Source organism: Pseudomonas lyxosi (assembly GCF_047758685.1).
GTDB classification, from domain to species: Bacteria; Pseudomonadota; Gammaproteobacteria; order Pseudomonadales; family Pseudomonadaceae; genus Aquipseudomonas; species Aquipseudomonas lyxosi.
In genome coordinates this window covers 4,025,649-4,050,847 of the sequence record NZ_CP180481.1, presented here as the reverse complement: position 1 = coordinate 4,050,847, position 25,199 = coordinate 4,025,649, and the positions used below count along the sequence as shown (strand labels likewise).

Here is a 25,199-nt window from a genome sequence, read left to right as displayed (position 1 = left end):
ATGTGAAATAGTCTCACGCATGGGCGTCAGCCCGCATCAGGATGCTAGCCCACGACCCGGCGCAGCGCCCTACACCGGGCAACGAGGCACCTGGGCAATGGCATGGGCTCGACCGCCGACGACGCCTGTAAAGGCGGGGTTTATCGGCAACTTTCTGAAAGTACCCGACTGGTGAGAGTTTTTGACGCATGAAGACGGCATGGCAGGTAAAGGCTCCCCGTGCATTCCCAGTCCTGAACACTGTAGAAGTCTCGGCGCTGCGCCAGGGAACCCTGTTCAACCTCCCTGGCACCCGCGCCGAGCAGATCAATGCAATGCGCGTAAAAGGTATCGCGATTGAAGACAGGATGAATGAATGACCATTACTTCGGTTGCGCCACCGTACGCAAATAAGGTTTCACCGTCTTGAAGCCATCCGGGTACTTCTTCCTTGCGTCGTCGTCGGATACCGACGTAGGAATGATCACATCCTCACCCGGACGCCAGTTCACCGGCGTGGCAACCGTGTGCTTGGCGTTTAACTGGATAGCATCGAGCAGCCGTAGCACTTCATCGAAATTGCGCCCGGCACTCATCGGGTAGACCAGCATCGCCTTGATCTTTTTATCCGGGCCGACAATGAACACTGAACGCACCGTGGCGTTGTCTACGGCAGTACGAGCGCCGCCACCGGCGTTCGGGTGAATCATGTCGTAGAGCTTGGCCACCACCAGATTCTCGTCGCCGATCATGGGGTAGTTGACCGCATGGCCCTGGGTTTCTTCGATGTCTTTGGCCCAGGTCTGATGGTTACCGACCGGGTCGACGCTGAGGCCGACAACCTTGGTGTTGCGTTTGTCGAACTCCGGCTTGAGCCCGGCCATATAACCGAGTTCAGTGGTGCAGACCGGGGTGAAGTCCTTCGGATGTGAGAACAGGATGGCCCACTTGTCGCCAATCCATTCGTGGAAATGGAGCGTGCCTTCGGTGGTTTCGGCGGTGAAATCCGGTGCTTCGTCGCCAATACGAACAGTCATGTGCGTTCTCCTCGCTGTGAAGGGTAGGGAAACTATCGGAACGACCCAGTATAGGAGACCTTGAAGACTTCGCTCTGCACCCCGCCGAAGGGCTGGCGCCCTCCTCTCGAACTGGTGCTGCACGCGGATTTACGAGACTGAAACTTCATCCGCAAATGCTGCCTATACTGCAATCCGGGGTCGATAGAGAAAACGGACACAACCCAGAAGACGTAAGGGATGGCCTCCTGTCGGCAGTGCTTACGTACGATTTTTTCCGAAATCTGCGGGTTCCCCAATCCAACTGCCCTGATTGTCTGCGCTAAGGACCTGACAGATGAATGTGATCGAATATTTTGATCGAGTAAGAATCATCAATATCTCGTCAAGAAAGGATCGCCGTTTAGAAACAGTTGAAGAATTCACTCGCAACGGCTTTCACATTGATGATGAAAAAATAGGCTTTTTTGAGGCTGTTACGCCCAGTGAGGGAAATGGCTTCCCGAGCGTCGGCGTCAGAGGCTGCTTTTTGAGTCATCTGGGGGTGCTGGAAGAGGCTATGCGCCTGAACTTGAAAAACATCTTGATCATGGAGGACGACATACAGTTTTCCAGAAATATTTCTCAATATGGGAGGGAGGCGATCGAGTCTCTGGAAGGTATGGAGTGGGACATCGTCTATTTTGGGCATCCGTTTGAAGAAAATTCAAACTTGCCCGCTTGGAAGGCAGTCGACCGGCCAATACATCTGGCCCATTTCTATGCTGTAAACGGGAAATGCTTTGGAAAATTGAGGGATTTTTTATTCCAGATTCTGGAGCGGCCACCGGGACATCCCGACGGAGGTCCGATGCATTATGACGCTGCTCTCAATACGCTTATTCATAAGAATAAAGACATACTGGCTTACTACTTTACGTGGAATTGTGGCTATCAAAGGCCCTCGCGGACGGACCTGCATGAGCTTTCCATCTTTGACCGGGTGCCTCTCCTGCGGCCGGTAATGGGTATGCTCAGGAGGTTAAAGGCAAAAAACCTGAGAAGAACCCGATAGTTTTCTCTCTATCAGGGAAGGTCTGAAGTACCCAATGCCTGACGTAACCAACCCGGCACGGCGCAGGAGCCGTGTCCGGGTGATTGTGGCGGACCGCCCTGCTCATTTGCGCGCCAACTTGTACCGGACGCACTCCTCGTAAAAGCTCTCGCGCAGGGCTGCGGGCTTCATCCGCGAATTACTGTCATAGGTCTGCTCGGTAATGCCCATCGCCATCATGTGCATCCACGGCTTGCTGAACTTGTAGGTACGTAACTTCTGCCGCGCTGCATACAGTGAAACCCCGGACAGCTTGAGTTCCTGGGCTCTCGCCGCGGTACCTGCGCCCCAGCTGCAAAGGTAACGATCATTCGAGGCCAGTTCTTTGGCCTGGACAGAAGCAGCAACGCTCGCCAGGCCTAACGAAATCAGCGCAACCATCACATTCCGCATTTGCATTCGATCCCAACTAACTGAAAATAAATTGATTTTGGTCAAAAGTTTCAGTCTTCGGGGCCAGCAAAATGCCTTAAATGCGCTATAGCTTGTTTTCTCCGTGTCGTACGGACGTTTCTTGCGGCATTTCAATCCTTTGCTATAGCTAACACTCTTTCCCGCCAACCAATGAGGCAACGGAATGTCAGCCGCAAAGAAAATGACAGTAGGGCAACTGACGATGTTGACAGCCGTCAACATGTTGGGCTCCGGCATTGTGCTGCTCCCCACAAAACTTGCCGAAGTCGGCGGAATTTCCATCCTTTCCTGGCTGATCACGGCCACTGGCTCCCTGGCGCTGGCCTATGCCTTTGCGCGCTGCGGGATGCTCAGCCGAAAGACCGGGGGCATGGGCGGCTATGCCGAATACACCTTCGGCAAGGCGGGCAACTACATCACGAACTACACCTATGGCCTCTCGCTGTTGATTGCCAACGTGGCGATCAGTATTACCGCGGTCGGCTATATCCAGGAGCTGTTCCATGTTGAACTGGGTTCACTGCAAGTGGGTCTGGCAACCATCGCTCTGTTGTGGATCACCACGTTCGCCAACTTCGGCGGCGCGCGGATTACCGGCCGGATCGGTGCGATTACGGTTTGGGGGGTGATAGCGCCGGTGGTGCTGGTGTCCACCATTGGCTGGTTCTGGTTCGACAGCAGTGTCTACGCCGCCGGCTGGAACCCCCACAACATGGGCTGGTTCGAAGCCGCAGGTGCATCGGTGGCGATCACCTTGTGGGCATTCCTCGGCCTGGAGTCGGCGTGCGCCAACACCGATGCCGTGGAAAATCCGGAGAGGAACGTACCGATTGCGGTACTCGGCGGCACCCTCGGCGCAGCGGTGATCTACATCGTCTCCACCAACGTCATCGCCGGTATCGTCGATAACCCGGAACTGGCCTCCTCCACCGCACCGTTCGGGCTGGTCTTTGCCAAGATGTTCACCCCTCTGGTCGGCGACATTGTGATGGCCGCGATGGTAATGGCGTGCATCGGTTCGCTGCTGGGCTGGCAATTCACCATTGCGCAGGTCTACAAAAGCTCCGCGGACACCGGTTATTTTCTGTCGATCTTTGCCAAGTCCAACAAGGCCGGAACACCCATTGTCGGCATGCTGGTGCTGCTGGCAGTGCAGACGGCGCTGGCTTTTCTCACCATCAGCCCTGACCTGAGCAAGCAGTTCGACACCCTCGTCAACCTCGCGGTGGTCACCAACCTGGTGCCCTACATCCTCTCCATGGCCGCGTTGATGACCATTCAAAAGGTCTCCAACGTTCCGGCGGGCACGGCGCTGATAACCAACATCATTGCGTGGGTCGCAGCGGCTTACAGCTACCTGGCGCTGTACAGCTCGGGCGCGCAGGCACTGATGCTCGGCGGCGTGGCGACCATCTTCGGATACACGCTGTTCGGCTTCGTCAACAACCGTCTGATCCGCCTCGAAGCGCTCAACAACAGCGTACCGACACAGACCGTCAGCGCTCAGCACATCACGGGCGAGCCGGTGCCGGTCAATAACTTGCAAGCAGTCAGAGTGGAGGCTTGATCATGACGGAATATAGACATTCGCTCGGAATGCTCACGCTGTTGGTCAGCAGCCCGCCGGACAAACGCACCGTCTTTGGTCGCGCCCTGGATCAGTTGATCAACGATGTGGAGGAACGCGCCGTCCGGGTGCTGGCGTCGGAAACCCTGAGCGACGCCACGTCGATCCTGCGCTCGGACCCGGCCATTCAATGCGTACTGCTCAGTTGGGAAATGGACAAAAGCGAAGGCCACGAGGAATGCATCCAACTGCTGGTCAGCCTGCGTGAACGCAACACCCGGGTGCCGGTTTTCTTGATTAGCGACCGCAGCACCGCGTCGAGCATTCCGCTGGTGGTCATGCAACACGCCGACGACTTCATCTGGTTGCCCGAGGACACCAGCCGCTTTCTGAGTGGGCGCATCCTGGCGGCCATCGAACGTTATCGCCAAGCCGCATTGCCCCCCATGTTCGGGGCGTTGGTGAAGTTTTCCCGAACCTATGAATACTCGTGGCACACCCCTGGACATGCCGGCGGCACAGCGTTTTTGAAGAGCACCGCGGGGCGCGCGTTCTACGAATTCTTCGGGGAAAACCTGCTGCGTTCCGACCTGTCGATTTCGGTCGGCGAACTCGGTTCGCTGCTCGATCACAGCGGCCCCATCGGCCAGGGCGAGCGCTACGCCGCCAAGGTTTTCGGGGCCCACCGCACCTACTACGTCACCAACGGCTCGTCGATGTCCAACCGCGTCATCCTCATGGCCAGCGTCACGCGCAATCAGATCGCCCTGTGTGACCGCAACTGCCACAAGTCCGCCGAGCATGCGATGACCCTGTCCGGTGCGATTCCGACTTATCTGGTGCCGACCCGCAACCGCTACGGCATCATCGGCCCGATCCTGCCGCAAACCCTGAGCGCCGAAGGCGTGAAAGCCGCTATCGCCAGCAACCCGCTGGTCAAGCAAGGCATCGACCCGACACCCGTCCACGCCATCATCACCAACTCCACCTACGACGGCCTGACTTACAACGTCACCCGCGTCGAAGAGTTGCTGGGGCAAAGCGTCGATCGTCTGCATTTCGATGAAGCCTGGTACGGTTATGCGCGTTTCAACCCGCTGTACCGCGAGCGCCACGCCATGCACGGCAGCCCGGACGATCACGACGACTCGAAGCCGACCGTGTTCGCCACCCAGTCGACCCACAAGTTGCTGGCCGCCCTCTCCCAGGCCTCGATGATTCACGTGCGTAACGGCCGCAACCCGATCGAACACGGGCGCTTCAACGAGTCGTACATGATGCACGCCTCGACCTCGCCCAACTACGCGATCATGGCCTCCTGCGACGTCAGCTCGGCGATGATGGAAGCGCCCAGCGGGCAGATCCTCACCACCGAATCGATCGAAGAAGCCATCAGTTTCCGCCAGGTCGTCTCGCGCATGCACAACGAGATGCTGAGCAAGGATGACTGGTTCTTTACCTGCTGGCAGCCGCCGACCGTGCAGGTTGGCGCGGCCACCGTGCCGTTCCATGAAGTCGACCCGGTGCTGTTGAAAACCGAGCCGAACTGCTGGGTACTGCATCCCAACGCGGTATGGCACGGCTTCGGTGACATCGAAGAAGGCTACTGCATGCTCGACCCGATCAAGGTCTCGGTGCTCAGCCCCGGCATGGGCGACGACGGCAACCTGCTCGACTCGGGCATCCCGGCCTGTGTGCTCACGGCCTACCTGGGACGTCAGGGCATCGTGGTCGAGAAAACCACCGACTTCACCATTCTGTTCCTGTTCTCTATCGGTATCACCAAAGGCAAATGGGGCACCTTGCTCAATGCCCTGCTCGACTTCAAACGCGACTATGACGACAACGTCGAACTGGAACTGTGCCTGCCGGATCTGCTGGCCGCCAACCAGACTCGCTACGCCGGCATGGGCCTCAAGGACCTGGCCGACGAAATCTTCGCCGCCATGAAGAAACACAAAACCACCGCCAACATGGCCCAGGCGTTCGGCACACTGCCGAAAGCCGAGTTCAGCCCGGTGGAGGCCTACGAAAAACTGGTCAGAAACGACATCGAACGGGTGACACTCGAAGAAGCCGCCGGGCGTATCGCCGCGACAGGGATCGTGCCGTATCCACCGGGCATTCCATTGCTGATGCCGGGTGAAAACGCCGGTCCTGCGGACGGGCCGTTGCTGGCCTATCTCAAGGCGCTGGAAGCCTTCGACAAATCCTTCCCGGGTTTCACCCATGACACCCACGGGATCGAAAGCGAGGGCGGAGTTTATAGCTTGCTGGTGTTGAAATGAGCTAGCACCTGTACGTGTTGCGAAGTAAAAAAACGGGCGCCCTGAAGGCGCCCGTTTTACATGTTTTCTCCTGAGCGGTTAACCCGTCGGGTTCAAACCCTGACATTGCGCCCCGGCAACGATGATCGCTGGCTGGTTTCCCAATCCTGGACAAGCCCGACGGGCGCATCGGACGCCGGCAGCATGGTGCGCCCACGAACCAGATCGGAGGCCCGCTCGGCCAGCATGATGGTCGGCGCATTGAGGTTGCCGTTTGGCTCGGTCGGGAACACCGACGAGTCGATCACCCGCAAACCCGCGATGCCCCGCACACGCAGCTCGGAATCAACCACTGCCATCTCATCCTCGCCCATGCGGCACGAGCCGCAGGGATGGTAGGTGCTTTCGAGGTTTTCACGCACGAAGGCGTCGATTTCTTCATCAGTATTCACCTGTGGCCCGGGCGCGATCTCGCCGTCGCGGAAGCGGTCCATCGACGGCTGGCCGATGATCTCGCGGGTCAGGCGGATGCAGCGGCGGAAGCCTTCGCGGTCCTCTTCGCGTTGCAGGTAGTTGAATTGAATCTCTGGATGTTCGTAAGGGTCAGCGGAACGCACCCGAACGTAACCGCGACTCTTCGGTTTGTTCGGCCCGGTGAGCACCATGAAGCCATGGCCCTTGATCGGTTTGTTGCCGTCATAACGCATGGCCGCGGGCAGAAAGTGGAACTGAATGTCCGGCCAGCGCAGGCCCTTGTCCGAGCGGATGAAACCACCGGCCTCGAAATGGTTGGTGGCGCCGAGTCCATCCTTGAACAACAGCCAGCGCAGGCCGATCAACAGTTTGCTCAGCGGGTCCATTTTGCTATTGAGCGTCACCGGTTCCTTGCAGCCGAACTGGATGTACACCTCGGCGTGATCCTGCAGGTTCTCCCCTACTCCCGGCAGGTCATGGCGCACGCCAATTCCGGCTTTGCGCAGAACCTCGGCCGGGCCGATACCGGAGCGTTGCAACAGGTGCGGCGAACCGATTGGACCCGAGGAAATCAGCACCTCACGGTTGCAATACACCTGATGGGTCTGGCCTTCGTGGTCATACATGACGCCAACGGCTCGCTTGCCTTCAAGGATGATCTGACGAGTCATTGCATGGGTGATCACGGTCAGGTTCGGACGCCCCATGGCCGGACGCAGGTAAGCGTTGGCCGTGGAGCAACGCACGCCGTTTTTCACCGTCATGTGCATCGCGCCGAAACCTTCCTGCATGTAACCGTTGCAGTCCTCGGTCTTGATGTAGCCTGCTTCTGCGCCGGCCTCGACCCAAGCCCCGTACAACGGGTTTTTCATGTGATTGCCGTTGGTGGTGTGCAAGGGGCCGGTGCTGCCGCGATAGCCGTCACCACCCTCCTCGTAATGCTCGGCCCGCTTGAAATACGGCAGGCAATTGCGATAGCCCCAACCCTCTGCACCGAGCGACTCCCATTCGTCAAAGTCATAGGCGTGGCCACGGATGTACACCAGGCCATTGATTGACGATGAGCCACCGAGCACCTTGCCCCTTGGGCAGTGGATACGACGTCCGTTGAGAAACGGCTCCGGCTCGGTTTCGTAGCGCCAGTTGTACTTCTTGGTGTTCATCGGGATCGAAAACGCGCTCGGCATCTGGATCACCACACTACGATCGCTGCCGCCGAATTCCAGCACCAGAACTGAAGTGGCTGGGTCTTCGCTGAGGCGGTTGGCCAACACACAACCTGCCGAGCCGGCGCCGATGATGATGTAGTCGTACTTTTGCGTAGCCATGATTATCTCCGGACCGCCGATTTGTTGAAAACGGGCAACGACGGCTTGGTCAACGTGTCGCCGGTGGTGTATTGCGGGGATGTTTTTTCGATGTGCTGGATGACGATTTCTTCGCGCTTGAGGTCGATCGAGCGGCTGAACCAGTAGTACACCAGCCCCGACACGATCAGCCCGACGAGCCAGGCGATGTCGATGCTGCCGAGCGCTTTGGCGAGCGGGCCGACATAGACCTCACGCTGTTCAACACCGTCGTAGATGTAGAAGAACGGGATCATCGAGATGAAGCCGATGGCATACGCCGCGATGCCGCGCAGGCCCCAGCTGCCGTAGATGTTGCCGTGGGGCATGAAGAAGTGCGGGATGGCGTAGCGACCCTTGCGGACGAAGAAGTAGTCGGTGAGGTTGACCGAGGTCCAGGGCACCAGGAAGTACAGCATCACCACCAGGTAGATGCCCAACACCGACAGGCCTTTGCCCGAACTCTGAATGCTCAGGGCCACGCCCAGTTGCAGCAGGATCACAAAACCAATCGCCAGAATGCGTGCCTTGCGGGTCGGTTCAATGTGTTTGATCGAGTCGACGCAGGTCAGCGTGGTCAACTTCGCGCTGTAGATATTCATCGCAATGACCGGCAGGAACGCCAGGATCGTGACGACCACCACCACGGTCCCCATCAGCGGCGACACCGTGTTGCCCACTTGCCCAAGGGCCACCAGCACATCAGTTGAGTGCAGGTGATCGGCCAGCCAGCCACCCACGGAAATCATCCATGCGCCGGACAACGAGGCACCCAGGAACACCACCGCGATCAGTTTGCCGCTGGAGGTGTTCTTCGGCAGGTAACGCGAATAGTCTGAAACATACGGGGCGTAAGCGATGTTGTAACTCGCCGCTGCCGCGAACTGGGCGATGAAGCCGGTCCAGTTGAAGCCCAGCGGCGCCGGGGCCACTTCGCCGGCCGCAAGTACCGGCACCGCGGCATCGGGAACCCAGCCCATCAACACCGCCAACGTCACCAGGCCGTAAAGCGGAAGCGACAGGTACAACGCCCATTTGAAACTGCGGTGCATCCAGTCATGCCCGAGGATCGCCAACACCGCCGCCGGTATCGTCACCGCCACCGCGATCACCGCGGGGTTGAAGCCGAATAGCGTGTGCAGCCCCTGCATCATCAACACCAGGTTAACGATGTTGAAACCGGCGAACACAAACAGCGTCGCCAGCAGCACCAGGATCACACCGCGATAGCCGAACTGCGCACGGGACTGGATCATCTGCGGCAGGCCAAGGTGCGGGCCTTGCGAACCGTGAAACGCCATGAACAGCGTGCCGAACATGATGCCCAGCGTGCCGGCGAGTGTGGTCCAGAGCGCGGTCAGGCCGACGCTCGGACCGACGAAGCCAATGGTCATGGTGAAGAAGGTGAAATTGCCGAGGAACCAGAACGGTCCCTGGCTCGACAGTTTGTCGGTGCGCTCGTTCTCCGGGATGAAATCGATTGAATGCCCTTCGACGATAGGTTTGTCGTCGAGGAGAGACACGCTTGGGGCGGCTTTGGCGTCAATGTTCATGATGTACTCTTATTTTTGGAAGATCATGACGAGATAACTGCGTTCTTTTGGGTAAACGACGCACCTGTGGGAGCGAGCTCCCACAGGGGTTGAGTCAGCCATGACTCAGGGGAGCGTGATCCAGACCGCCTTGGTTTCGAGCAGGTAATCGAGCTGCTCCGCGCCCAGGTCCTTGCCGAACCCGGACTGCTTGTAGCCACCGAACGGCATTGACGGGTCGAGAGTGCCGTGGGCGTTGACGTAGACCGAACCCGCTTTCAACCGCGGGATCAGGCTGTGCACCTTTCCAAGGTCATTGGAATACAGTGCGGCCGCCAGGCCGTAAGGCGAGTCATTGGCCAGGGCCAGGGCCTCTTCTTCATCGTCGAACGGTGCGGTGACCAGCACCGGCCCAAAGATCTCTTCCTGGACGATGCGCATATCGTTGCGGCAATGGGCAAAAATGGTCGGCTCGACGAAGAAGCCGGGGCCCTCGACAGGCTGGCCGCCATAGACCAGTTCGGCGCCCTCTTGCTTGCCGGTTTCGATGTAGTCGGTCACTCGCTCCTTCTGCAACGCCGAGACCAACGGGCTGATGAAGCAGTCTGGATCCAGACCCGGTGCGATTTTCAGCGTGCGCGTGTAGGCGATCAGTTCGCGCAGGAATTCGTCGTAGATGCTGCGATGAATGTAGGCGCGAGTACCGGCATCACACACCTGACCGGAGTTGAAAAACACGCCGTTGGCAATGGCCTGGGCGGCGGCCGGCACGTCGGCATCGGCCAATACGATTACCGGTGATTTTCCTCCGAGTTCGAGGGTTAGTCGCTTCATTTCGTCCAGCGCGGCGCGGCCGACGGTACGGCCGACCGGGGTCGAGCCGGTGAAGGTGAGCTTGTCGATACCGGGGTGCGTGGCCATCGCCGCACCGACCACGCTGCCGCGTCCGGTCACGATGTTGATTACCCCGTCCGGGATGCCGGCTTCCTGCACCAGTTCGGCAAAGCGCAAGGCCGACAGCGAAGTCAGTTCGGCGGGTTTGACCACCACGGTGCAACCGGTTGCCAGCGCCGCGCCGAGCTTCCAGGCCATGGTTTGCAGCGGGAAGTTCCAGGGCACGATGGCGCCGACCACACCTACCGCTTCCTTGCGGGTATAGGCCAGGTAGTTGCCGGGCAACGACGGCTCAACGGTCCGGCCATGCAGCTTGGTCGCCCAACCGGCGAAATAACGCAGTGTATCGACGGTGCCCTGGATATCGACATCCCGCGCGAAGGCGACTGACTTGCCCATGTCGATCGATTCGATTTCCGCCAGCTCAAAGGCGTTGCTTTCAATCAGGTCCGCCAGGCGTTGCATCATCCGCTCGCGTTCTGCCGGTTTGGCCTGATGCCAGGCGCCACCGTCGAACTGTGCGCGGGCGGCTTGCACGGCGCGGTCCAGATCCTCGGTAGTGCCCATCGGAATGCGGGTGATCAGGCCCTCGGTCGACGGTTCAATAACATCGGATGTCTGCCCGTCACTGGCCTCGACAAAGGCGCCACCGATGAACATTTTCTGAACCTTGCTGAGGAAGGTCTGGGTGGCTTCGGATACACCGAATTTCTGCAAATACTGCTTAACGATCGTGTCCATTTTCATACCCTCTGTGCGGCGGTCAGATCACGCCGTGGCCGTGGTGGTTTCGCTCGTGACTTGCCGAGCTTTAGCCCGCTCGTGGAAGATGAAACCGATGCTGTTGAGCAGCAGTTGCGCCGCCAGAATCGAGGTCATGCCGGAAGGGTCATAGACCGGTGCAACCTCGACCAGATCCATGCCAACGATGTTGCCTTGGCTGCGTTTGGCCAGGGCCTGGATGATTTCCAGCACTTCGTAATAGAGGAAGCCGCCGTGACTTGGGGTGCCGGTGCCAGGGGCGATGGACGGGTCGAAACCGTCGATGTCGATGGTGATGTAGTAGTTGATGTTCTGCGGGATCAACGCCAGCACACCTTCCACGCCGAGGCGGCGCACATCACGGACCGAAAGGATCTTCGAGCCGGCCGCGTGGGCTGCTTCGTAGTCGTCGCGATTGGACGACGACACGTTGCGGATACCCATCTGGGTCATGCCGACAATGTGGTTCATTTCGGACGCGCGACGCAGCGGGTTGCCATGGCCGTAGCGAACTCCGTGGCGCTCGTCGACGAAGTCCAGGTGTGCGTCGAAGTGGATGATGTGGATCGGGCCGCGGCCCTCGAACGCCTTGATCACCGGGGCGTGAACCGAGTGATCGCCACCGAGTACAACCGGCATGACACCGGCATCCAGAATCTTGCGCACGGCGTACTCGGTGTTCTCGTTGCTGGTGACCATATCGGTGTGCACGATGTCGGCGTCACCGACGTCGACCATGCGCACGTCGGCGGCGGTCAGGTACATGACGTCATCTTCGTGGTCGTAGGCGCCGGCATGGCCGAAGGAAAACAGGGTCGATGCCTCACGAATGCCGCGTGGTCCGAAGCGTGCGCCGGAACGCCACTGGGTACCCATGTCGTTGGGCACGCCGAGGACCGCCACGTCCGCATCCAATGCATCCCAATCGGTGCACACCGGGGATTTGCCAAAGGTGCAGTGACCCACGAATGGCAGGTTCAGGCGACCGGATTCATAACCGTTGTTCGACATTTCAGGCATCTCCAATTCTTGTTATCAGCTAGCGGACTTGGAAGGCGACCGCCGTTGGAATGACTATGGGCGCAGGTTTTCGTGGAAAAAATGCTAAACATCAGATACTCATATCGGCATTACCGATGCATCCACACGCCGGAGGTTCAAGGTGATCCAGCTGCACGATGTCGATCTGAAACTGCTCAGGGTGTTTGCCACGATTGTCAGGTGTGGCGGTTTCTCTGCCGCGCAGGCGGCGTTGAATGCCGGCCAGTCAACCATCAGCGAACAGATGACTCATCTGGAAACCCGACTCGGGGTCAAACTCTGTCAACGCGGGCGCAGCGGCTTTCGCCTGACCGAGCAAGGCGTGGCGATCCACGAAGCCACTCAGCGTCTGCTCTCGGCGGTCGAAAATTTCTGCATGGACGCTGACGTGCTCAAGCAGCACATCAGCGGCAAGCTCAATCTGGGGATCATCGACACCACCATTACCGATCCCGATTCACCGTTGCCGCGAACCACCCAACGCTTCGTATCCAGAGGGCATGATGTGCACCTGAACGTGTACGTCGGCACCCCCGCGGAACTGGAAGAACGCGTGCTCGACGGCCGACTGCACCTGGCCATCGGGCACTTCCCGATCTACGTTCCGGGGCTGTTGCACTCGCCGCTGTATCAGGAAGCACTGGGGTTGTATTGCGGGCGGCGGCATCCGCTGTATGGCAGCAAGGCCGAGGGCGACGAATTGCTCGAAGAGATCGCCGCGAGTCGGATTGTGGTCAGGGGCTACATGCAGCAATACGACCTGGAACACCTGGGCGTCAGCAAGGCTGCGGCCACGGTGGACAACATCGAAGCGCTGGCGATTCTGCTGATCTCCGGCGCCTATCTGGGCTTTCTACCGATGCACTTCGCCGCTCAGTGGGTCAAGACCGGCGAGATGCACCAACTGGCGCCCACCAGCCTGCAACTGATGTCGCCGTTCGACGTGATCACCCGACGCGGCACTGCCCCGCCGCCGATCCTTCAGGCCTTTCTCGAAGATCTGGCCGCCTGTTCGCGCACCACCGGCAACACCTGACAGACACGGCGCGTGCCGGTCATACTCATTCTGTTCGCAACCCTTGCAGGCCACCCTATGCGCATTCACGTCACCTTCATCGACCGCGTCGGCATCACCCAGGAAGTGCTGGCCCTGCTCGGTGGGCGCCGTTTCAATCTGGATGCCGTCGAGATGGTGCCACCCAACGTTTACATCGATGCCCCGACCCTCGGCGCCGATGTTCTGGAAGAGTTGCGCGAGGCTTTTCTTGGGGTGCGGGGCGTGCAAGCGGTGACGATGGTCGACATCCTCCCGGGGCAGCGCCGACGCTTGCAACTCGATGCTTTGCTGGCGGCCAGCACCGACCCGGTGTTGGCGGTGGATGAGCGCGGTCATGTGCTGCTGGCCAATCCGGCGCTGATCGCACTCTGTGGCCGTGAACCGGCCGGTGAGCCGTTGACGGCACTCTTCGATGATCCCTCTTTGCAACAGACGTTGATCGAACACGGTTTTCGCCTGCCCATGCACGAGGTCAGCCTCGGTGGCCAGACGCTGCTGCTGGACGCCATGCCGATCACCGATGCCGGCGCCCTGCTGACTCTGTATCAGCCGAACCGCATCGGTGAGCGTCTCTCGGCGCTGCATCATGATCATGCCGAAGGTTTCGATGCGCTGCTCGGCGAGTCACCGGCGATTCGGACCCTCAAGGCCCGCGCCCAGCGCGTTGCAACGCTCGACGCACCGCTGCTGATTCAGGGAGAAACCGGCACCGGCAAAGAGTTGGTGGCGCGTGCCTGCCACGCGATCAGCACACGGCATGACTCACCCTTCCTGGCCCTGAACTGCGCGGCACTGCCGGAGAGCCTCGCCGAAAGCGAGCTGTTCGGCTATGCCGCTGGCGCCTTCACCGGTGCCCAGCGCGGCGGCAAACTCGGCCTGCTGGAACTGGCCGACCAGGGCACGGTGTTCCTCGACGAAGTCGGCGAAATGTCGCCCTACTTGCAAGCCAAGTTGCTGCGTTTTTTAAGCGATGGCTGCTTCCGTCGAGTGGGTGGCGATCGTGAGGTCAGGGTCAACGTGCGCGTCCTCAGCGCGACTCACCGTGACCTGGAGAAAATGGTCAGCGAAGGCAGCTTTCGCGAGGACCTGTTTTACCGCCTGAATGTGCTTAATCTGCAAGTACCGCCGTTGCGCGAGCGCGGCCACGACATCCTGTTGATGGCCAACCACTTCATGCAGCAGGCGTGCGCGCAAATCCAGCGTCCGGTCTGTCGACTGGCGCCCGGGACCTATCCGGCGCTGCTCGGTAACCGTTGGCCGGGCAATGTGCGGCAACTGCAAAACGTGATTTTTCGCGCCGCCGCTATTTGCGAAAATCCGCTGGTGGACATTGACGACCTCGACATCGCCAGAACGGCGGTGGAGCGGCAAAACGACGGTGAGGTCGGCAGCCTGGAGGATGCCGTCGAAGGGTTTGAAAAGAACCTGCTGGAACAGCTCTACAGCAGTTATCCCTCCAGCCGGTTACTGGCGGCACGTCTGCAAACCTCCCACAGTGCGATCGCTATCCGGCTGCGTAAGTACGGCATTCCCGGAAAACCCTGACTGTCTGCAAATCGATACAGCGTATCGAATTCAAGACAAAACCTTTCGTCTCGCCTGGCCCGCACTAAGTCCCCTCCTCCGTGCATACCTGTATTGATTTCAATACGGACTCACTCCGTCGATTATCCAGAAATATTATTAAAACTATTGATTTATAACGATTTAATCGGATTGGCACCACCCTTGCTATCAACCCTCAAGCCAAGCTCGTTGCCCGACACGAGCCTGCCCATCGCCATCCGCCACCAGCAGTGGATGAGTCTGAACAATGAGGAGTTGATATGAGCGAATTGCGTTTTACCGTCGATCACGAATGGCTGCGTCTTGAGCGCGATGGCCTGATCACCGTGGGTATCACCGCGTATGCCCAGCAAGCGTTGGGTGACGTGGTCTTCGTTCAGGTGCCTGAACTGCGCACCTTCGGCGCTGGCGATGAGGTGGCGGTGCTGGAGTCGGTGAAAGCCGCCAGCAGCGTGTACATGCCGCTGGACGGCGAAGTGGTCGAGGTGAATTCGACGCTGGAAAGCTCTCCCGAATTGATCAACGAAGACGCACTGGGTGAGGGCTGGTTCTTCCGTATGCGCCCCAGCGATGCCAGCGCAATGGAAGCCCTGCTCGACCAGGCCGCTTACGAGCGCCTGACCCACGACGACGCTTGAGGACTTCTGCATGACTAACTTCCTCGACACCCGTAATGAATTCATCGCCCGCCACATCGGCCCGCGCGCCGGCGACGAGCAAGCCATGCTCAATAGCCTGGGCTTCGACTCGCTGGAAGCCCTGAGCGCCAGCGTCATTCCGGACAGCATCAAGGGCACCAGCGTCCTCGGCCTCGAAGACGGCCTGAGCGAAGCCGATGCCCTGGCCTTGATCAAGTCCATCGCCGGCAAAAACCAGCTGTTCAAGACCTACATCGGCCAGGGCTACTACGGCACCCATACGCCGTCGCCGATCCTGCGCAACCTGCTGGAAAACCCGGCCTGGTACACCGCCTACACCCCGTACCAACCGGAAATTTCCCAGGGCCGCCTCGAAGCGCTGCTGAACTTCCAGACCTTGATCAGCGACCTCACCGGCCTGCCAATCGCCAACGCGTCGCTGCTCGATGAAGCCACCGCCGCCGCCGAAGCCATGACCTTCTGCAAACGCCTGAGCAAAAACAAGGGCAGCCACGCCTTCTTCGCCTCGGTGCATTGCCACCCGCAAACCCTCGACGTGCTGCGCACCCGCGCCGAGCCGCTGGGCATCGACGTGGTGGTGGGTGATGAACTTGAACTGACTGACGTGACGCCGTTTTTCGGTGCCCTGCTGCAATACCCGGCGAGCAACGGTGACGTCTTCGACTACCGCGAACTGACCGAACGCTTCCACGCCGCTAACGCGCTGGTGGCGGTCGCCGCCGACTTGCTGGCCCTGACCGTGCTCACCCCGCCGGGCGAGTTCGGCGCCGACGTGGCCATCGGCAGCGCGCAACGCTTCGGCGTGCCGCTGGGTTTCGGTGGCCCGCACGCCGCCTATTTCTCGACTAAAGATGCGTTCAAGCGCGACATGCCGGGCCGTCTGGTCGGTGTCTCCGTCGACCGTTTCGGCAAGCCGGCGCTGCGCCTGGCGATGCAGACCCGCGAGCAACACATCCGTCGCGAGAAGGCCACCAGCAACATCTGCACCGCGCAAGTGCTGCTGGCCAACATCGCCAGCATGTACGCCGTGTACCACGGTCCGAAAGGCCTGACGCAGATCGCCAATCGCGTGCATCACCTGACCGCGATTCTGGCCCAAGGCTTGAAAACCATCGGTCTGAACGTCGAGCAAGCCAGCTTCTTCGACACGCTGACCCTCAAGACCGGCGCCAACACCGCCAAGCTGCACGACCAGGCCCGTGCCCAGCAGATCAACCTGCGCGTGGTCGATGCCGAACGTCTGGGTCTGTCCCTCGACGAAACCACCTCGCAAGCGGACGTGGAAACCCTGTGGGCCCTGCTGGCCGACGGCCAAAACCTGCCGGACTTCGCGGCATTGGCTGCCACCGTGCACAGCACCATCCCGGCCGCGCTGCTGCGCCAGTCGCCGATCCTCAGCCACCCGGTGTTCAACCGTTACCACTCGGAAACCGAGCTGATGCGCTACCTGCGCAAGCTGGCGGACAAGGACCTGGCGCTGGATCGCACCATGATCCCGCTGGGCTCCTGCACCATGAAACTCAACGCCGCCAGCGAAATGATCCCGGTGACCTGGGCCGAATTCGGTGCCCTGCACCCGTTCGCCCCGGCCGCGCAAAGCGCCGGCTACCAGCAACTGACCTTTGAGCTGGAAGCGATGCTCTGCGCCGCCACCGGTTACGACGCGATCTCGCTGCAACCGAACGCCGGTTCCCAGGGTGAATACGCTGGCCTGTTGGCGATTCGCGCCTATCACCAGAGCCGTGGCGAAGACCGTCGCGACATCTGCCTGATCCCCTCGTCCGCCCACGGCACCAACCCGGCCACCGCCAACATGGCCGGCATGCGCGTGGTCGTCACCGCCTGCGATGCCCGCGGCAACGTCGACATCGAAGACCTGCGCGCCAAGGCCATCGAGCACCGCGAACACCTCGCGGCATTGATGATCACCTACCCGTCGACCCACGGCGTGTTCGAAGAAGGCATCCGCGAAATCTGCGGCATCATCCATGACCACGGCGGCCAGGTGTACATCGACGGCGCCAACATGAACGCGATGGTCGGCCTCTGCGCCCCGGGCAAGTTCGGCGGCGACGTGTCGCACCTGAACCTGCACAAGACTTTCTGCATCCCCCACGGCGGTGGCGGCCCGGGCGTCGGCCCGATTGGCGTGAAATCGCACCTGACCCCGTTCCTGCCGGGCCACGCGCAGATGGAGCGCAAGGAAGGCGCGGTCTGCGCCGCACCGTTCGGCAGCGCGAGCATTTTGCCGATCACCTGGATGTACATTCGGATGATGGGTGGCGCGGGTCTGAAGCGCGCGTCGCAACTGGCGATCCTCAATGCCAACTACATTTCCCGCCGCCTCGAAGAGCATTACCCGGTGCTCTACACCGGCAGCAACGGCCTGGTGGCACACGAATGCATCCTCGACCTGCGTCCGCTGAAAGACAGCAGCGGCATCAGTGTCGATGACGTCGCCAAGCGCCTGATCGACTTCGGCTTCCACGCCCCGACCATGTCGTTCCCGGTCGCCGGCACGCTGATGATCGAGCCGACCGAAAGCGAATCCAAGGAAGAACTGGACCGCTTCTGCGACGCCATGATCCGCATCCGCGAAGAAATCCGCGCGGTGGAAAACGGCACCCTGGACAAGGACGACAACCCGCTGAAAAACGCCCCGCACACCGCGGCGGAAATCGTCGGCGAGTGGACGCATCCGTACAGCCGTGAGCAAGCCGTTTACCCACTCGAAACCTTGATCGACGCCAAATACTGGCCGCCCGTCGGTCGCGTCGACAACGTGTTCGGTGATCGCAACCTGATCTGCGCCTGCCCGTCGATTGCCGACTACCAGGACGCCTGAAATCACCACCCCCTGTAGGAGCAAAGCTTGCTCGCGATAGCCGTTTCACGGTCCGCCTGATGAACCGCGTCATCGTTCATCGCGAGCAAGCTTTGCTCCTACGGGTCAGCTCATCCAGAGAACAAAAAAAGAGGACTCCACCATGTTCAGCAAGCACGACCAGATCAAAGGCTACGACGACGAACTGCTGGCGGCGATGAACGCCGAAGACGCACGGCAAGAGCACCACATCGAGCTGATCGCTTCGGAAAACTACACCAGCCAACGGGTGATGGAAGCGCAAGGCAGCGGCCTGACCAACAAGTACGCCGAAGGCTATCCGGGCAAGCGCTATTACGGCGGTTGCGAACACGTCGACGTGGTCGAACAACTGGCCATCGACCGCGCCAAACAGCTGTTCGGCGCCGATTACGCCAACGTCCAGCCGCACTCCGGCAGCCAGGCGAACGCAGCGGTCTATCTGGCGTTGCTGCAAGCCGGCGACACCGTGTTGGGCATGAGCCTGGCCCACGGCGGCCACCTGACCCACGGCGCCAAAGTGAGTTTTTCCGGCAAGTTGTATAACGCCGTTCAGTACGGTATCGACACCACGACCGGGCTGATCGATTACGACGAAGTCGAACGCTTGGCCGTCGAGCATCAGCCGAAAATGATCATCGCCGGCTTCTCCGCTTACTCGAAGACCCTGGACTTCCCACGCTTCCGGGCGATTGCCGACAAGGTCGGCGCTTACCTGTTTGTTGATATGGCCCACGTTGCCGGGCTGGTGGCGACCGGTCTGTACCCGAACCCGATTCCCTTTGCCGATGTCGTCACCACCACAACCCACAAAACCCTGCGCGGTCCGCGTGGCGGCCTGATCCTGGCCAAGGCCAATCCGGAACTGGAGAAAAAACTCAACTCAGCGGTGTTCCCCGGCGGTCAGGGTGGCCCGTTGATGCACGTGATCGCCGCCAAGGCTGTGTGCTTCAAAGAAGCGCTGGAGCCCGCCTTCAAGACCTATCAGGCGCAAGTGATCCGCAACGCCCAGGCGATGGCTAAAGTCTTCATTGATCGAGGCTACGACGTCGTGTCGGGCGGTACCGACAACCACCTGTTCCTGGTCAGCCTGATTCGTCAGGGCCTGACCGGCAAAGACGCCGACGCCGCCCTAGGCCGTGCCGGTATCACCGTGAACAAGAACGCCGTACCGAACGATCCGCAATCGCCGTTCGTGACCTCCGGCCTGCGCATCGGCACGCCGGCGATCACCAGCCGCGGTTTCAAGGAAGCCCAGAGCATCGAGCTGGCAGGCTGGATCTGCGACATTCTCGATCACCTCGGCGATGCCGATGTCGAGGCCCACGTCGCCCGGCAAGCCGCTGCAATGTGCAGCGATTTCCCGGTCTACCGCGACTGATCTGCAGCGGGAGGGCTGGTCCACAACGCGATCTGTAGCAGCTGTCGAGCTTGCGAGGCTGCGTTCGGCTGCGCAGCAGTCGTGAAATCAGACGATGCGGTGTTTCAAAAAAACCTCGCACTTGGGTTTTACGACTGCTGCGCAGCCGAACGCAGCCTCGCAAGCTCGACAGCTGCTACAGAGCCGAACGTAGGCTTCGCCAGCTGCTACAAAGTGCGGGCCGCCCCCCAGTCGCGAAAAAGGAAAAATGACATGAGCGAAGTTGTGGAATCGACCGGCAAAAGCCCGGTAAAAATGCAAGTCGGGGTCAAACTGCGCGGTGCAGAAAAGGTCGCGCGAATTCCGGTCAAGATCATCCCGACCGATGAGTTCCCACGCAAACCCGACTGGATTCGCGTGCGCATACCGATCTCCCCCGAGGTCGACCGGATCAAACAGCTGCTGCGCAAACACAAGCTGCACAGCGTCTGTGAAGAAGCCTCCTGCCCGAACCTCGGCGAGTGTTTTTCCGGTGGCACGGCGACTTTCATGATCATGGGTGACATCTGCACCCGCCGTTGCCCGTTCTGCGATGTCGGCCACGGCCGTCCGAAACCGCTGGACGCCGACGAACCGATGAACCTCGCCGTGGCCATCGCCGACCTGCGACTCAAGTACGTGGTGATCACCTCGGTGGACCGCGACGACTTGCGCGACGGCGGCGCCCAGCATTTCGTCGATTGCCTGCGCGAAATCCGCAAGCTGTCGCCGGGCGTGCAGCTGGAAACCCTGGTGCCGGATTATCGTGGCCGGATGGACGTTGCCCTGGCGATCACCGCCACTGAGCCACCCGATGTGTTCAACCATAATCTGGAGACCGTCCCGCGCCTGTACAAAGCCGCGCGGCCGGGTTCGGATTTCGAGTGGTCGCTGGATCTGCTGCAGAAGTTCAAGCTAATGGTCCCGCGTGTACCCACCAAATCCGGCCTGATGCTGGGCCTTGGCGAGACCGACGAGGAAGTCATCGAAGTCATGCAGCGCATGCGTGAGCACGATGTCGACATGCTCACCCTCGGCCAGTACCTGCAACCGTCTCGCAGTCACTTGCCGGTCCAGCGTTTCGTGCACCCGGACGTGTTCGCCTGGTTCGCCGAGGAAGGTACGCGGATGGGCTTCAAGAACGTTGCCTCCGGTCCTCTGGTGCGCTCGTCCTACCATGCAGACCAACAAGTTAAGGGAGCAACGAACACTGTGGATTCCCTCCTTACTGCTGGATTCGCCCCCCTTTGAAAGCCTCACGCCGTGCGTTTCGTTCTTCGATGTAGGCGGCGCTCGGCTCGCTGATCAGCTCTTCACGGCGCAAGAGTTCGCCGCAATGTTCGCAAAGCGGCCCTAGCCCTGCGGGCTGGCCACAGGTTTTGTGGGTGTAAACGACTGCCAGCCCCTCCTCCGGCGACTTGCACCAGGTTTCTCCCCAGGCGCGCAGTGCAAGCACCACAGAATAGAAGGCCTGCCCTTTCGGGGTGAGGTGATATTCGTAGCGTGGCGGCCGCTCGTTGTAAGGACGGCGTGCGACGAGTCCATCAGCCTCCATATTTTTCAGGCGCGCCGCGATCATTTGCGGGGTTCCTCCGGTCTGCGCCTGGATCTCGGCCATTTATCCCCTCAACAGAACCGCGTATCTGCTGGTCGATCCTTACAATGATTTCCTGTCGGAAGGCGGAAAGGTCTACCCCTTGATCGAACCGATTGCCGAGCAAGTCGGCCTGCTCGACAATCTGCGCGCCCTCGACCGCGCCGTCCGTGCACTCGATATTCCGGTGGTCATCGTACCGCACCGCCGTTGGGAGCAAGGCGACTACGAAGGCTGGGATCATCCAAGCCCCACCCAATGCAAGGTCATGCACATGCATCACTTCGCACGCGGGGAATGGGGCGGCGAATGGCACCCCGATTTCGCGCCAAAGGATGGCGACATCGTCGTTAAGGAACATTGGGGCTCGAGCGGCTTTGCCAATACCGACCTTGATTTTCGCCTCAAGCAAAAAGGCATCACGCACGTGATCATCGTTGGCCTGCTGGCGAATACCTGCATCGAGGCAACAGCGCGCTACGCCGTGGAACTCGGTTACCACGTCACACTGGTGCGTGATGCGACCGCTGCCTTCAAACCGGAAATGATGCATGCCGCGCATGAACTCAACGGTCCCACGTTCGCCCACGCCATTGTGGCGACGGACGAGCTGATCGCGTCCCTGGCACAGCAGGGGTAACACACTATGAAATTGACTGGAAACCTCATCATTGGTGCAAACGAAGTCCCGGCCACTGAAGGGACGATGAAGGCGCTCAACCCCGCAACCAACCAGTTGATCGAACCGGATTTCGCGTTCGGTGGCGTGGCGGAAGTCGACCAGGCTGCGACGCTCGCCGAGGAGGCACTCGACCGTTACAGCCATACCTCGCTCGCCGGGCGCGCGGCATTTCTGGTAAGCATTGCCGACAATCTCGACGCTGTCCGCCATGAGCTTGCCGCACGGGCCGCGCTCGAAACGGGCCTGCCTGAGGCTCAGCTTGAGGGCGAAGCGGCAAAAGCCGCCACCCAGTTTCGCCAATTCGCGGAGGTCGTACGCAAAGGACGCTTTCTCCAGTTGGCCATCGATCCGGCGCAGCCTCATCGTCAGCCTCGCCCACGCATGGATCATCGACTTCAGAAAATGGCGATCGGCCCGGTGGCTATTTTCGGTGCGAGCAACTTTCCCATTTCATATTCGGTCGCAGGTGGCGATACCGCTTCAGCGTTGGCAGCAGGCGCGACCGTCATCGTGAAGGCGCATAACGCTCACCCAGGCGCATCAGAAATTCAGGCGCGTGCCATCCGCAAGGCGTTGCAAGAGAACGGACTGCCTGAGGGTGTTTTCTCGATGGTGCGTGGCAGTGGCAGTGGCAGTGGCAACACAATCGGCGAAGCCTTGGTCGATCATCCGCTGATCAAGGCCGTGACGTTCACCGGCTCGGAGGGTGGCGGCATGGCGCTGTACCGGCGTGCGCAGCAACGCCCCGATCCCATTCCCGTGTTCACCGAAATGACCAGCGTCAACCCCACGTTCATCCTGTCCCATGCGCTGGCTGCGCGTGGAGCGCAAATCGGTGATGGCTTTATCGAGCGCATGCTGGTCAATGTGGGGCAAGCCTGCCTCAGACCCGCCCTCCTTATCGCGATCAATGGAGCTGGTTTTGAAGCGCTGCGCGCCACCATGGTCAAGCGCGTCACCGAAGCATCGGCGCGCACGATGCTGACGCCGGGTATTCATGCGTCCTACTTGGGCGGCCTCGCCGCAATGGAGAGCGTCGGTGCAAATCGCGTCGCCGAAGGCTTGGCTTGCAGTGCGGATTTTGATGGCCGATCGGTGTTGCATGAAGTCGACGGCCAACGTTTCCTGACCGAGACGGTACTTGCGCAAGAAGTATTCGGTCCTTCAGCACTGCTGGTGAACGTCAAGGATGAGGATGAACTGCTCGCCGTCGCTCGCTCGCTCAAGGGCCAGCTCAGCGCCGCCATACAGCTTGATGAGCGCGATATGCCACTGGCTCATCGCTTGCTGCCGGTCCTGGAGCGGCGCACCGGGCGAATCGTTGTCAACGCCTTCGCGCATCCTCAGGAGGTGTCTTTCGCCACCGTCCACGGTGGACCGTTTCCGGCAACGTCGGACAGCCGCTTCACCTCGGTTGGCATGACGTCGATTGAACGCTTTTTGCGCCCGGTGTCTTACCAGGGTTTTCCTGATGCGCTATTGCCTGAGTCATTGCGCGAGGTTAATCCCTTGGGGCTGCCTCGCCTCGTAGACGGCCAATAAAAGCCAGCCTTGACGCAGTCTTTGCCAACCCGCCCGGTGGCGCCCGCTCGTTGAGCGGGACCGTCGGACAAGTCCGCGGACTTAGCCCTTGGCCGCCATCGCAGTGACTTCCACGCGCATGCCTTCAACCGCCAGGGAGGCCATGCCAACGGCGGCCCGAACCGGCCAGGGCTTGGCGAAGAAGCGCTGGTAGACCACGTTGAACGCGGCGCGGTCGGCCATATCGGTGAGGTAGATGGTCAGATGCAGAACCCGGTCCATGGAACTGCCGGCATTTTCCAGCGCAACCTTGAGTGCCTGCAGGGTGCATTCGCTCTGCAGGGTAATGTCGCCCAGTTCCAGGCTGCCGTCGGCGCGGGTGGGGATCTGAGTGGAGACCAGTAGACCGCCGAAACCGGCGACATCCGAGGAGATGGATTCCGGATCAGGGTCGGGGAGGAAGGTGATGTCGTGGTTTGCCATGGGGATCTCTTGCTTGAAGGGGTAAAGGGGCCGTCGAGTATATAGCGGCTGGAAAACTCAGCAAAAACTACAATCCAGGGAAAGGTCATTCCAGTAGCGAGATCAGACGCGGCTCAATTGAGGTCTCATGCACCTCAAGCAGAGCCAGCGTCACCGGCAGCTTGAAGCGCCGGCGTCCCGCGCTGCCGGGATTGAGGTGTAGCTGTTCGCCGCGCCATTCTATGCGGGGCTTGTGCGAGTGGCCGGTGATCACCAGCTTTATGCCTGCATCAAGCACGGCTGGGACATCGGCACTGTCATGTACCAGAAAGACCTGCCATCCGTTCAGGTCGAAACATAGGCAGTCAGCGAGATTTTCCGCCCAAGGGGCGTCCAGATCATTGTTCCCGCGGACCACGTGCAACGGGGCTATTGATGCCAGTTGATCGAGGATTTCGGGGCTGCCGATGTCGCCCGCGTGAATAATCCGTTCACAACCCTGCAGTGCAGCGAGGGCTTCGGCGCGGAGCAAGCCATGGGTATCGGAAATCACGCCCACTTTCATGCAGCGCTCCAGAACCGGTTCAAGCATCGGCACCTACTCCTCAAACCGACCCGTGGCGTCACGATCTCGCTCGTATCGTCTCGTGAGCGGAAACGGCGGCAACCAGGACTCGCGACGCACGGTCCAGCTTTCGTAGGTTGGCATCAGTTGGTCAGGGGCATCCAGGGCCCCCAGGTTCACTTCGATTTCGTCGTCGGTGCGCGAAAAAACCGACGAGCCGCAGCGGGGACAGAAAAACCGCCCGGCGTAGTCGCGTGTTTCGCCTTCGATCGTCACCGCACTCTGAGGGAATATCGCGGAAGCATGAAAAAGCGCCCCATGATGCTTGCGGCAATCGAGACAGTGACAAAGGCCGACCCGATACGGGAGTCCCGACGCCTCAATTCGGACGTTGCCGCACAGGCAACCACCCGTGAATCGCTCCATGCTGCGTCTCCTCTGAAATC

General features: G+C 60.3%; 22 protein-coding genes. 12 read left to right on the top strand and 10 right to left on the bottom strand.

Annotation, left to right across the window (positions count from 1 at the left end):
• Positions 1-188: 188 nt before the first annotated feature.
• On the top strand, positions 189-359 hold the full coding sequence (locus ACMXYI_RS18685) for a hypothetical protein (RefSeq protein WP_415768508.1): 171 nt from the start codon (positions 189-191) through the stop codon (positions 357-359).
• A gap of 3 nt (positions 360-362) precedes the next feature.
• On the opposite strand, the gene ACMXYI_RS18680 is transcribed toward ACMXYI_RS18685, so the two are convergent.
• Positions 363-1,016, bottom strand: coding sequence for a peroxiredoxin (locus ACMXYI_RS18680; RefSeq protein WP_415768507.1), 654 nt, complete (start codon positions 1,014-1,016; stop codon positions 363-365).
• Between the two features lie 316 nt (positions 1,017-1,332).
• Between ACMXYI_RS18680 and ACMXYI_RS18675 the strand changes: the two genes are divergently transcribed.
• A complete protein-coding gene (locus ACMXYI_RS18675) occupies positions 1,333-2,049 on the top strand; it encodes a glycosyltransferase family 25 protein (RefSeq protein WP_415768506.1) in 717 nt (238 codons plus the stop codon).
• A gap of 102 nt (positions 2,050-2,151) precedes the next feature.
• Here the strand turns inward: ACMXYI_RS18675 and ACMXYI_RS18670 are convergent, their stop codons facing one another.
• A complete protein-coding gene (locus ACMXYI_RS18670) occupies positions 2,152-2,481 on the bottom strand; it encodes a hypothetical protein (protein WP_415773924.1) in 330 nt (109 codons plus the stop codon).
• A gap of 184 nt (positions 2,482-2,665) precedes the next feature.
• Here ACMXYI_RS18670 and potE point away from each other — a divergent pair, with 184 nt between their 5' ends.
• Together potE and ACMXYI_RS18660 are read left to right on the top strand one after the other, a co-directional pair.
• The gene (gene potE, locus ACMXYI_RS18665; protein WP_415768505.1) at positions 2,666-4,069 is read left to right on the top strand and encodes a putrescine-ornithine antiporter; all 1,404 of its coding nucleotides are present in this window, start codon (positions 2,666-2,668) and stop codon (positions 4,067-4,069) included.
• A gap of 2 nt (positions 4,070-4,071) precedes the next feature.
• Positions 4,072-6,357, top strand: coding sequence for an Orn/Lys/Arg decarboxylase N-terminal domain-containing protein (locus tag ACMXYI_RS18660; RefSeq protein WP_415768504.1), 2,286 nt, complete (start codon positions 4,072-4,074; stop codon positions 6,355-6,357).
• Between the two features lie 92 nt (positions 6,358-6,449).
• On the opposite strand, the gene betA is transcribed toward ACMXYI_RS18660, so the two are convergent.
• The 4 genes from betA to speB form a co-directional block, all read right to left on the bottom strand.
• Entirely contained in the window at positions 6,450-8,138 is a 1,689-nt protein-coding gene (betA, locus tag ACMXYI_RS18655; protein ID WP_415768503.1) for a choline dehydrogenase, read from the bottom strand.
• 2 nt (positions 8,139-8,140) lie between these two features.
• The gene (locus tag ACMXYI_RS18650) at positions 8,141-9,709 is read right to left on the bottom strand and encodes a purine-cytosine permease family protein (RefSeq protein ID WP_415768502.1); all 1,569 of its coding nucleotides are present in this window, start codon (positions 9,707-9,709) and stop codon (positions 8,141-8,143) included.
• Between the two features lie 105 nt (positions 9,710-9,814).
• Positions 9,815-11,323, bottom strand: coding sequence for an aldehyde dehydrogenase family protein (locus tag ACMXYI_RS18645; protein ID WP_415768501.1), 1,509 nt, complete (start codon positions 11,321-11,323; stop codon positions 9,815-9,817).
• 27 nt (positions 11,324-11,350) lie between these two features.
• The gene (speB, locus tag ACMXYI_RS18640; RefSeq protein ID WP_415773923.1) at positions 11,351-12,355 is read right to left on the bottom strand and encodes an agmatinase; all 1,005 of its coding nucleotides are present in this window, start codon (positions 12,353-12,355) and stop codon (positions 11,351-11,353) included.
• 151 nt (positions 12,356-12,506) lie between these two features.
• Here speB and ACMXYI_RS18635 point away from each other — a divergent pair, with 151 nt between their 5' ends.
• The 6 genes from ACMXYI_RS18635 (at position 12,507) to lipA (ending at position 21,180) form a co-directional block, all read left to right on the top strand.
• Positions 12,507-13,421, top strand: a complete 915-nt coding sequence (locus ACMXYI_RS18635) for a LysR family transcriptional regulator (RefSeq protein WP_415768500.1) — start codon at positions 12,507-12,509, stop codon at positions 13,419-13,421.
• Between the two features lie 57 nt (positions 13,422-13,478).
• Positions 13,479-14,987, top strand: a complete 1,509-nt coding sequence (locus tag ACMXYI_RS18630; RefSeq protein ID WP_415768499.1) for a sigma-54-dependent transcriptional regulator — start codon at positions 13,479-13,481, stop codon at positions 14,985-14,987.
• Between the two features lie 281 nt (positions 14,988-15,268).
• Positions 15,269-15,646: a glycine cleavage system protein GcvH gene (gene gcvH / locus ACMXYI_RS18625; RefSeq protein WP_415768498.1), complete on the top strand. Its 378-nt coding sequence runs from the start codon at positions 15,269-15,271 to the stop codon at positions 15,644-15,646.
• Between the two features lie 10 nt (positions 15,647-15,656).
• Positions 15,657-18,512, top strand: coding sequence for an aminomethyl-transferring glycine dehydrogenase (gene gcvP / locus ACMXYI_RS18620; RefSeq protein WP_415768497.1), 2,856 nt, complete (start codon positions 15,657-15,659; stop codon positions 18,510-18,512).
• 142 nt (positions 18,513-18,654) lie between these two features.
• Positions 18,655-19,911, top strand: a complete 1,257-nt coding sequence (gene glyA, locus ACMXYI_RS18615; protein ID WP_415768496.1) for a serine hydroxymethyltransferase — start codon at positions 18,655-18,657, stop codon at positions 19,909-19,911.
• Between the two features lie 252 nt (positions 19,912-20,163).
• On the top strand, positions 20,164-21,180 hold the full coding sequence (gene lipA / locus ACMXYI_RS18610) for a lipoyl synthase (RefSeq protein WP_415768495.1): 1,017 nt from the start codon (positions 20,164-20,166) through the stop codon (positions 21,178-21,180).
• On the opposite strand, the gene ACMXYI_RS18605 is transcribed toward lipA, so the two are convergent.
• Positions 21,155-21,547 (bottom strand): winged helix-turn-helix transcriptional regulator, encoded by a 393-nt coding sequence (locus ACMXYI_RS18605; RefSeq protein WP_415768494.1) that lies wholly within the window; start codon positions 21,545-21,547, stop codon positions 21,155-21,157. The two genes, lipA and ACMXYI_RS18605, sit on opposite strands and share 26 nt — an antisense overlap.
• Between ACMXYI_RS18605 and ACMXYI_RS18600 the strand changes: the two genes are divergently transcribed.
• Both ACMXYI_RS18600 and ACMXYI_RS18595 read left to right on the top strand, forming a co-directional pair.
• A complete protein-coding gene (locus ACMXYI_RS18600) occupies positions 21,537-22,163 on the top strand; it encodes an isochorismatase family cysteine hydrolase (RefSeq protein ID WP_415773922.1) in 627 nt (208 codons plus the stop codon). The two genes, ACMXYI_RS18605 and ACMXYI_RS18600, sit on opposite strands and share 11 nt — an antisense overlap.
• A gap of 6 nt (positions 22,164-22,169) precedes the next feature.
• A complete protein-coding gene (locus tag ACMXYI_RS18595) occupies positions 22,170-23,747 on the top strand; it encodes an aldehyde dehydrogenase (NADP(+)) (RefSeq protein ID WP_415768493.1) in 1,578 nt (525 codons plus the stop codon).
• A gap of 81 nt (positions 23,748-23,828) precedes the next feature.
• On the opposite strand, the gene ACMXYI_RS18590 is transcribed toward ACMXYI_RS18595, so the two are convergent.
• The 3 genes from ACMXYI_RS18590 to ACMXYI_RS18580 all read right to left on the bottom strand — a co-directional run bounded on the left by ACMXYI_RS18590 (position 23,829) and on the right by ACMXYI_RS18580 (position 25,179).
• Positions 23,829-24,209, bottom strand: a complete 381-nt coding sequence (locus tag ACMXYI_RS18590; RefSeq protein ID WP_415768492.1) for a RidA family protein — start codon at positions 24,207-24,209, stop codon at positions 23,829-23,831.
• 85 nt (positions 24,210-24,294) lie between these two features.
• On the bottom strand, positions 24,295-24,753 hold the full coding sequence (locus ACMXYI_RS18585; RefSeq protein WP_415773921.1) for a metallophosphoesterase family protein: 459 nt from the start codon (positions 24,751-24,753) through the stop codon (positions 24,295-24,297).
• Between the two features lie 33 nt (positions 24,754-24,786).
• Entirely contained in the window at positions 24,787-25,179 is a 393-nt protein-coding gene (locus ACMXYI_RS18580) for a GFA family protein (protein ID WP_415768491.1), read from the bottom strand.
• Positions 25,180-25,199: the final 20 nt, after the last annotated feature.

Bases quoted from the DNA above. Each gene is read 5' to 3' on its own strand.
- ACMXYI_RS18685 (WP_415768508.1), top strand. From the start codon at position 189: ATGAAGACGGCATGGCAGGTAAAGGCTCCCCGTGCATTCCCAGTCCTG.
- ACMXYI_RS18680 (WP_415768507.1), bottom strand. From the start codon at position 1,016: ATGACTGTTCGTATTGGCGACGAAGCACCGGATTTCACCGCCGAAACC.
- ACMXYI_RS18675 (WP_415768506.1), top strand. From the start codon at position 1,333: ATGAATGTGATCGAATATTTTGATCGAGTAAGAATCATCAATATCTCG.
- ACMXYI_RS18670 (WP_415773924.1), bottom strand. From the start codon at position 2,481: ATGCGGAATGTGATGGTTGCGCTGATTTCGTTAGGCCTGGCGAGCGTT.
- potE (WP_415768505.1), top strand. From the start codon at position 2,666: ATGTCAGCCGCAAAGAAAATGACAGTAGGGCAACTGACGATGTTGACA.
- ACMXYI_RS18660 (WP_415768504.1), top strand. From the start codon at position 4,072: ATGACGGAATATAGACATTCGCTCGGAATGCTCACGCTGTTGGTCAGC.
- betA (WP_415768503.1), bottom strand. From the start codon at position 8,138: ATGGCTACGCAAAAGTACGACTACATCATCATCGGCGCCGGCTCGGCA.
- ACMXYI_RS18650 (WP_415768502.1), bottom strand. From the start codon at position 9,709: ATGAACATTGACGCCAAAGCCGCCCCAAGCGTGTCTCTCCTCGACGAC.
- ACMXYI_RS18645 (WP_415768501.1), bottom strand. From the start codon at position 11,323: ATGGACACGATCGTTAAGCAGTATTTGCAGAAATTCGGTGTATCCGAA.
- speB (WP_415773923.1), bottom strand. From the start codon at position 12,355: ATGTCGAACAACGGTTATGAATCCGGTCGCCTGAACCTGCCATTCGTG.
- ACMXYI_RS18630 (WP_415768499.1), top strand. From the start codon at position 13,479: ATGCGCATTCACGTCACCTTCATCGACCGCGTCGGCATCACCCAGGAA.
- gcvH (WP_415768498.1), top strand. From the start codon at position 15,269: ATGAGCGAATTGCGTTTTACCGTCGATCACGAATGGCTGCGTCTTGAG.
- gcvP (WP_415768497.1), top strand. From the start codon at position 15,657: ATGACTAACTTCCTCGACACCCGTAATGAATTCATCGCCCGCCACATC.
- glyA (WP_415768496.1), top strand. From the start codon at position 18,655: ATGTTCAGCAAGCACGACCAGATCAAAGGCTACGACGACGAACTGCTG.
- lipA (WP_415768495.1), top strand. From the start codon at position 20,164: ATGAGCGAAGTTGTGGAATCGACCGGCAAAAGCCCGGTAAAAATGCAA.
- ACMXYI_RS18605 (WP_415768494.1), bottom strand. From the start codon at position 21,547: ATGGCCGAGATCCAGGCGCAGACCGGAGGAACCCCGCAAATGATCGCG.
- ACMXYI_RS18595 (WP_415768493.1), top strand. From the start codon at position 22,170: ATGAAATTGACTGGAAACCTCATCATTGGTGCAAACGAAGTCCCGGCC.
- ACMXYI_RS18590 (WP_415768492.1), bottom strand. From the start codon at position 24,209: ATGGCAAACCACGACATCACCTTCCTCCCCGACCCTGATCCGGAATCC.
- ACMXYI_RS18585 (WP_415773921.1), bottom strand. From the start codon at position 24,753: ATGAAAGTGGGCGTGATTTCCGATACCCATGGCTTGCTCCGCGCCGAA.
- ACMXYI_RS18580 (WP_415768491.1), bottom strand. From the start codon at position 25,179: ATGGAGCGATTCACGGGTGGTTGCCTGTGCGGCAACGTCCGAATTGAG.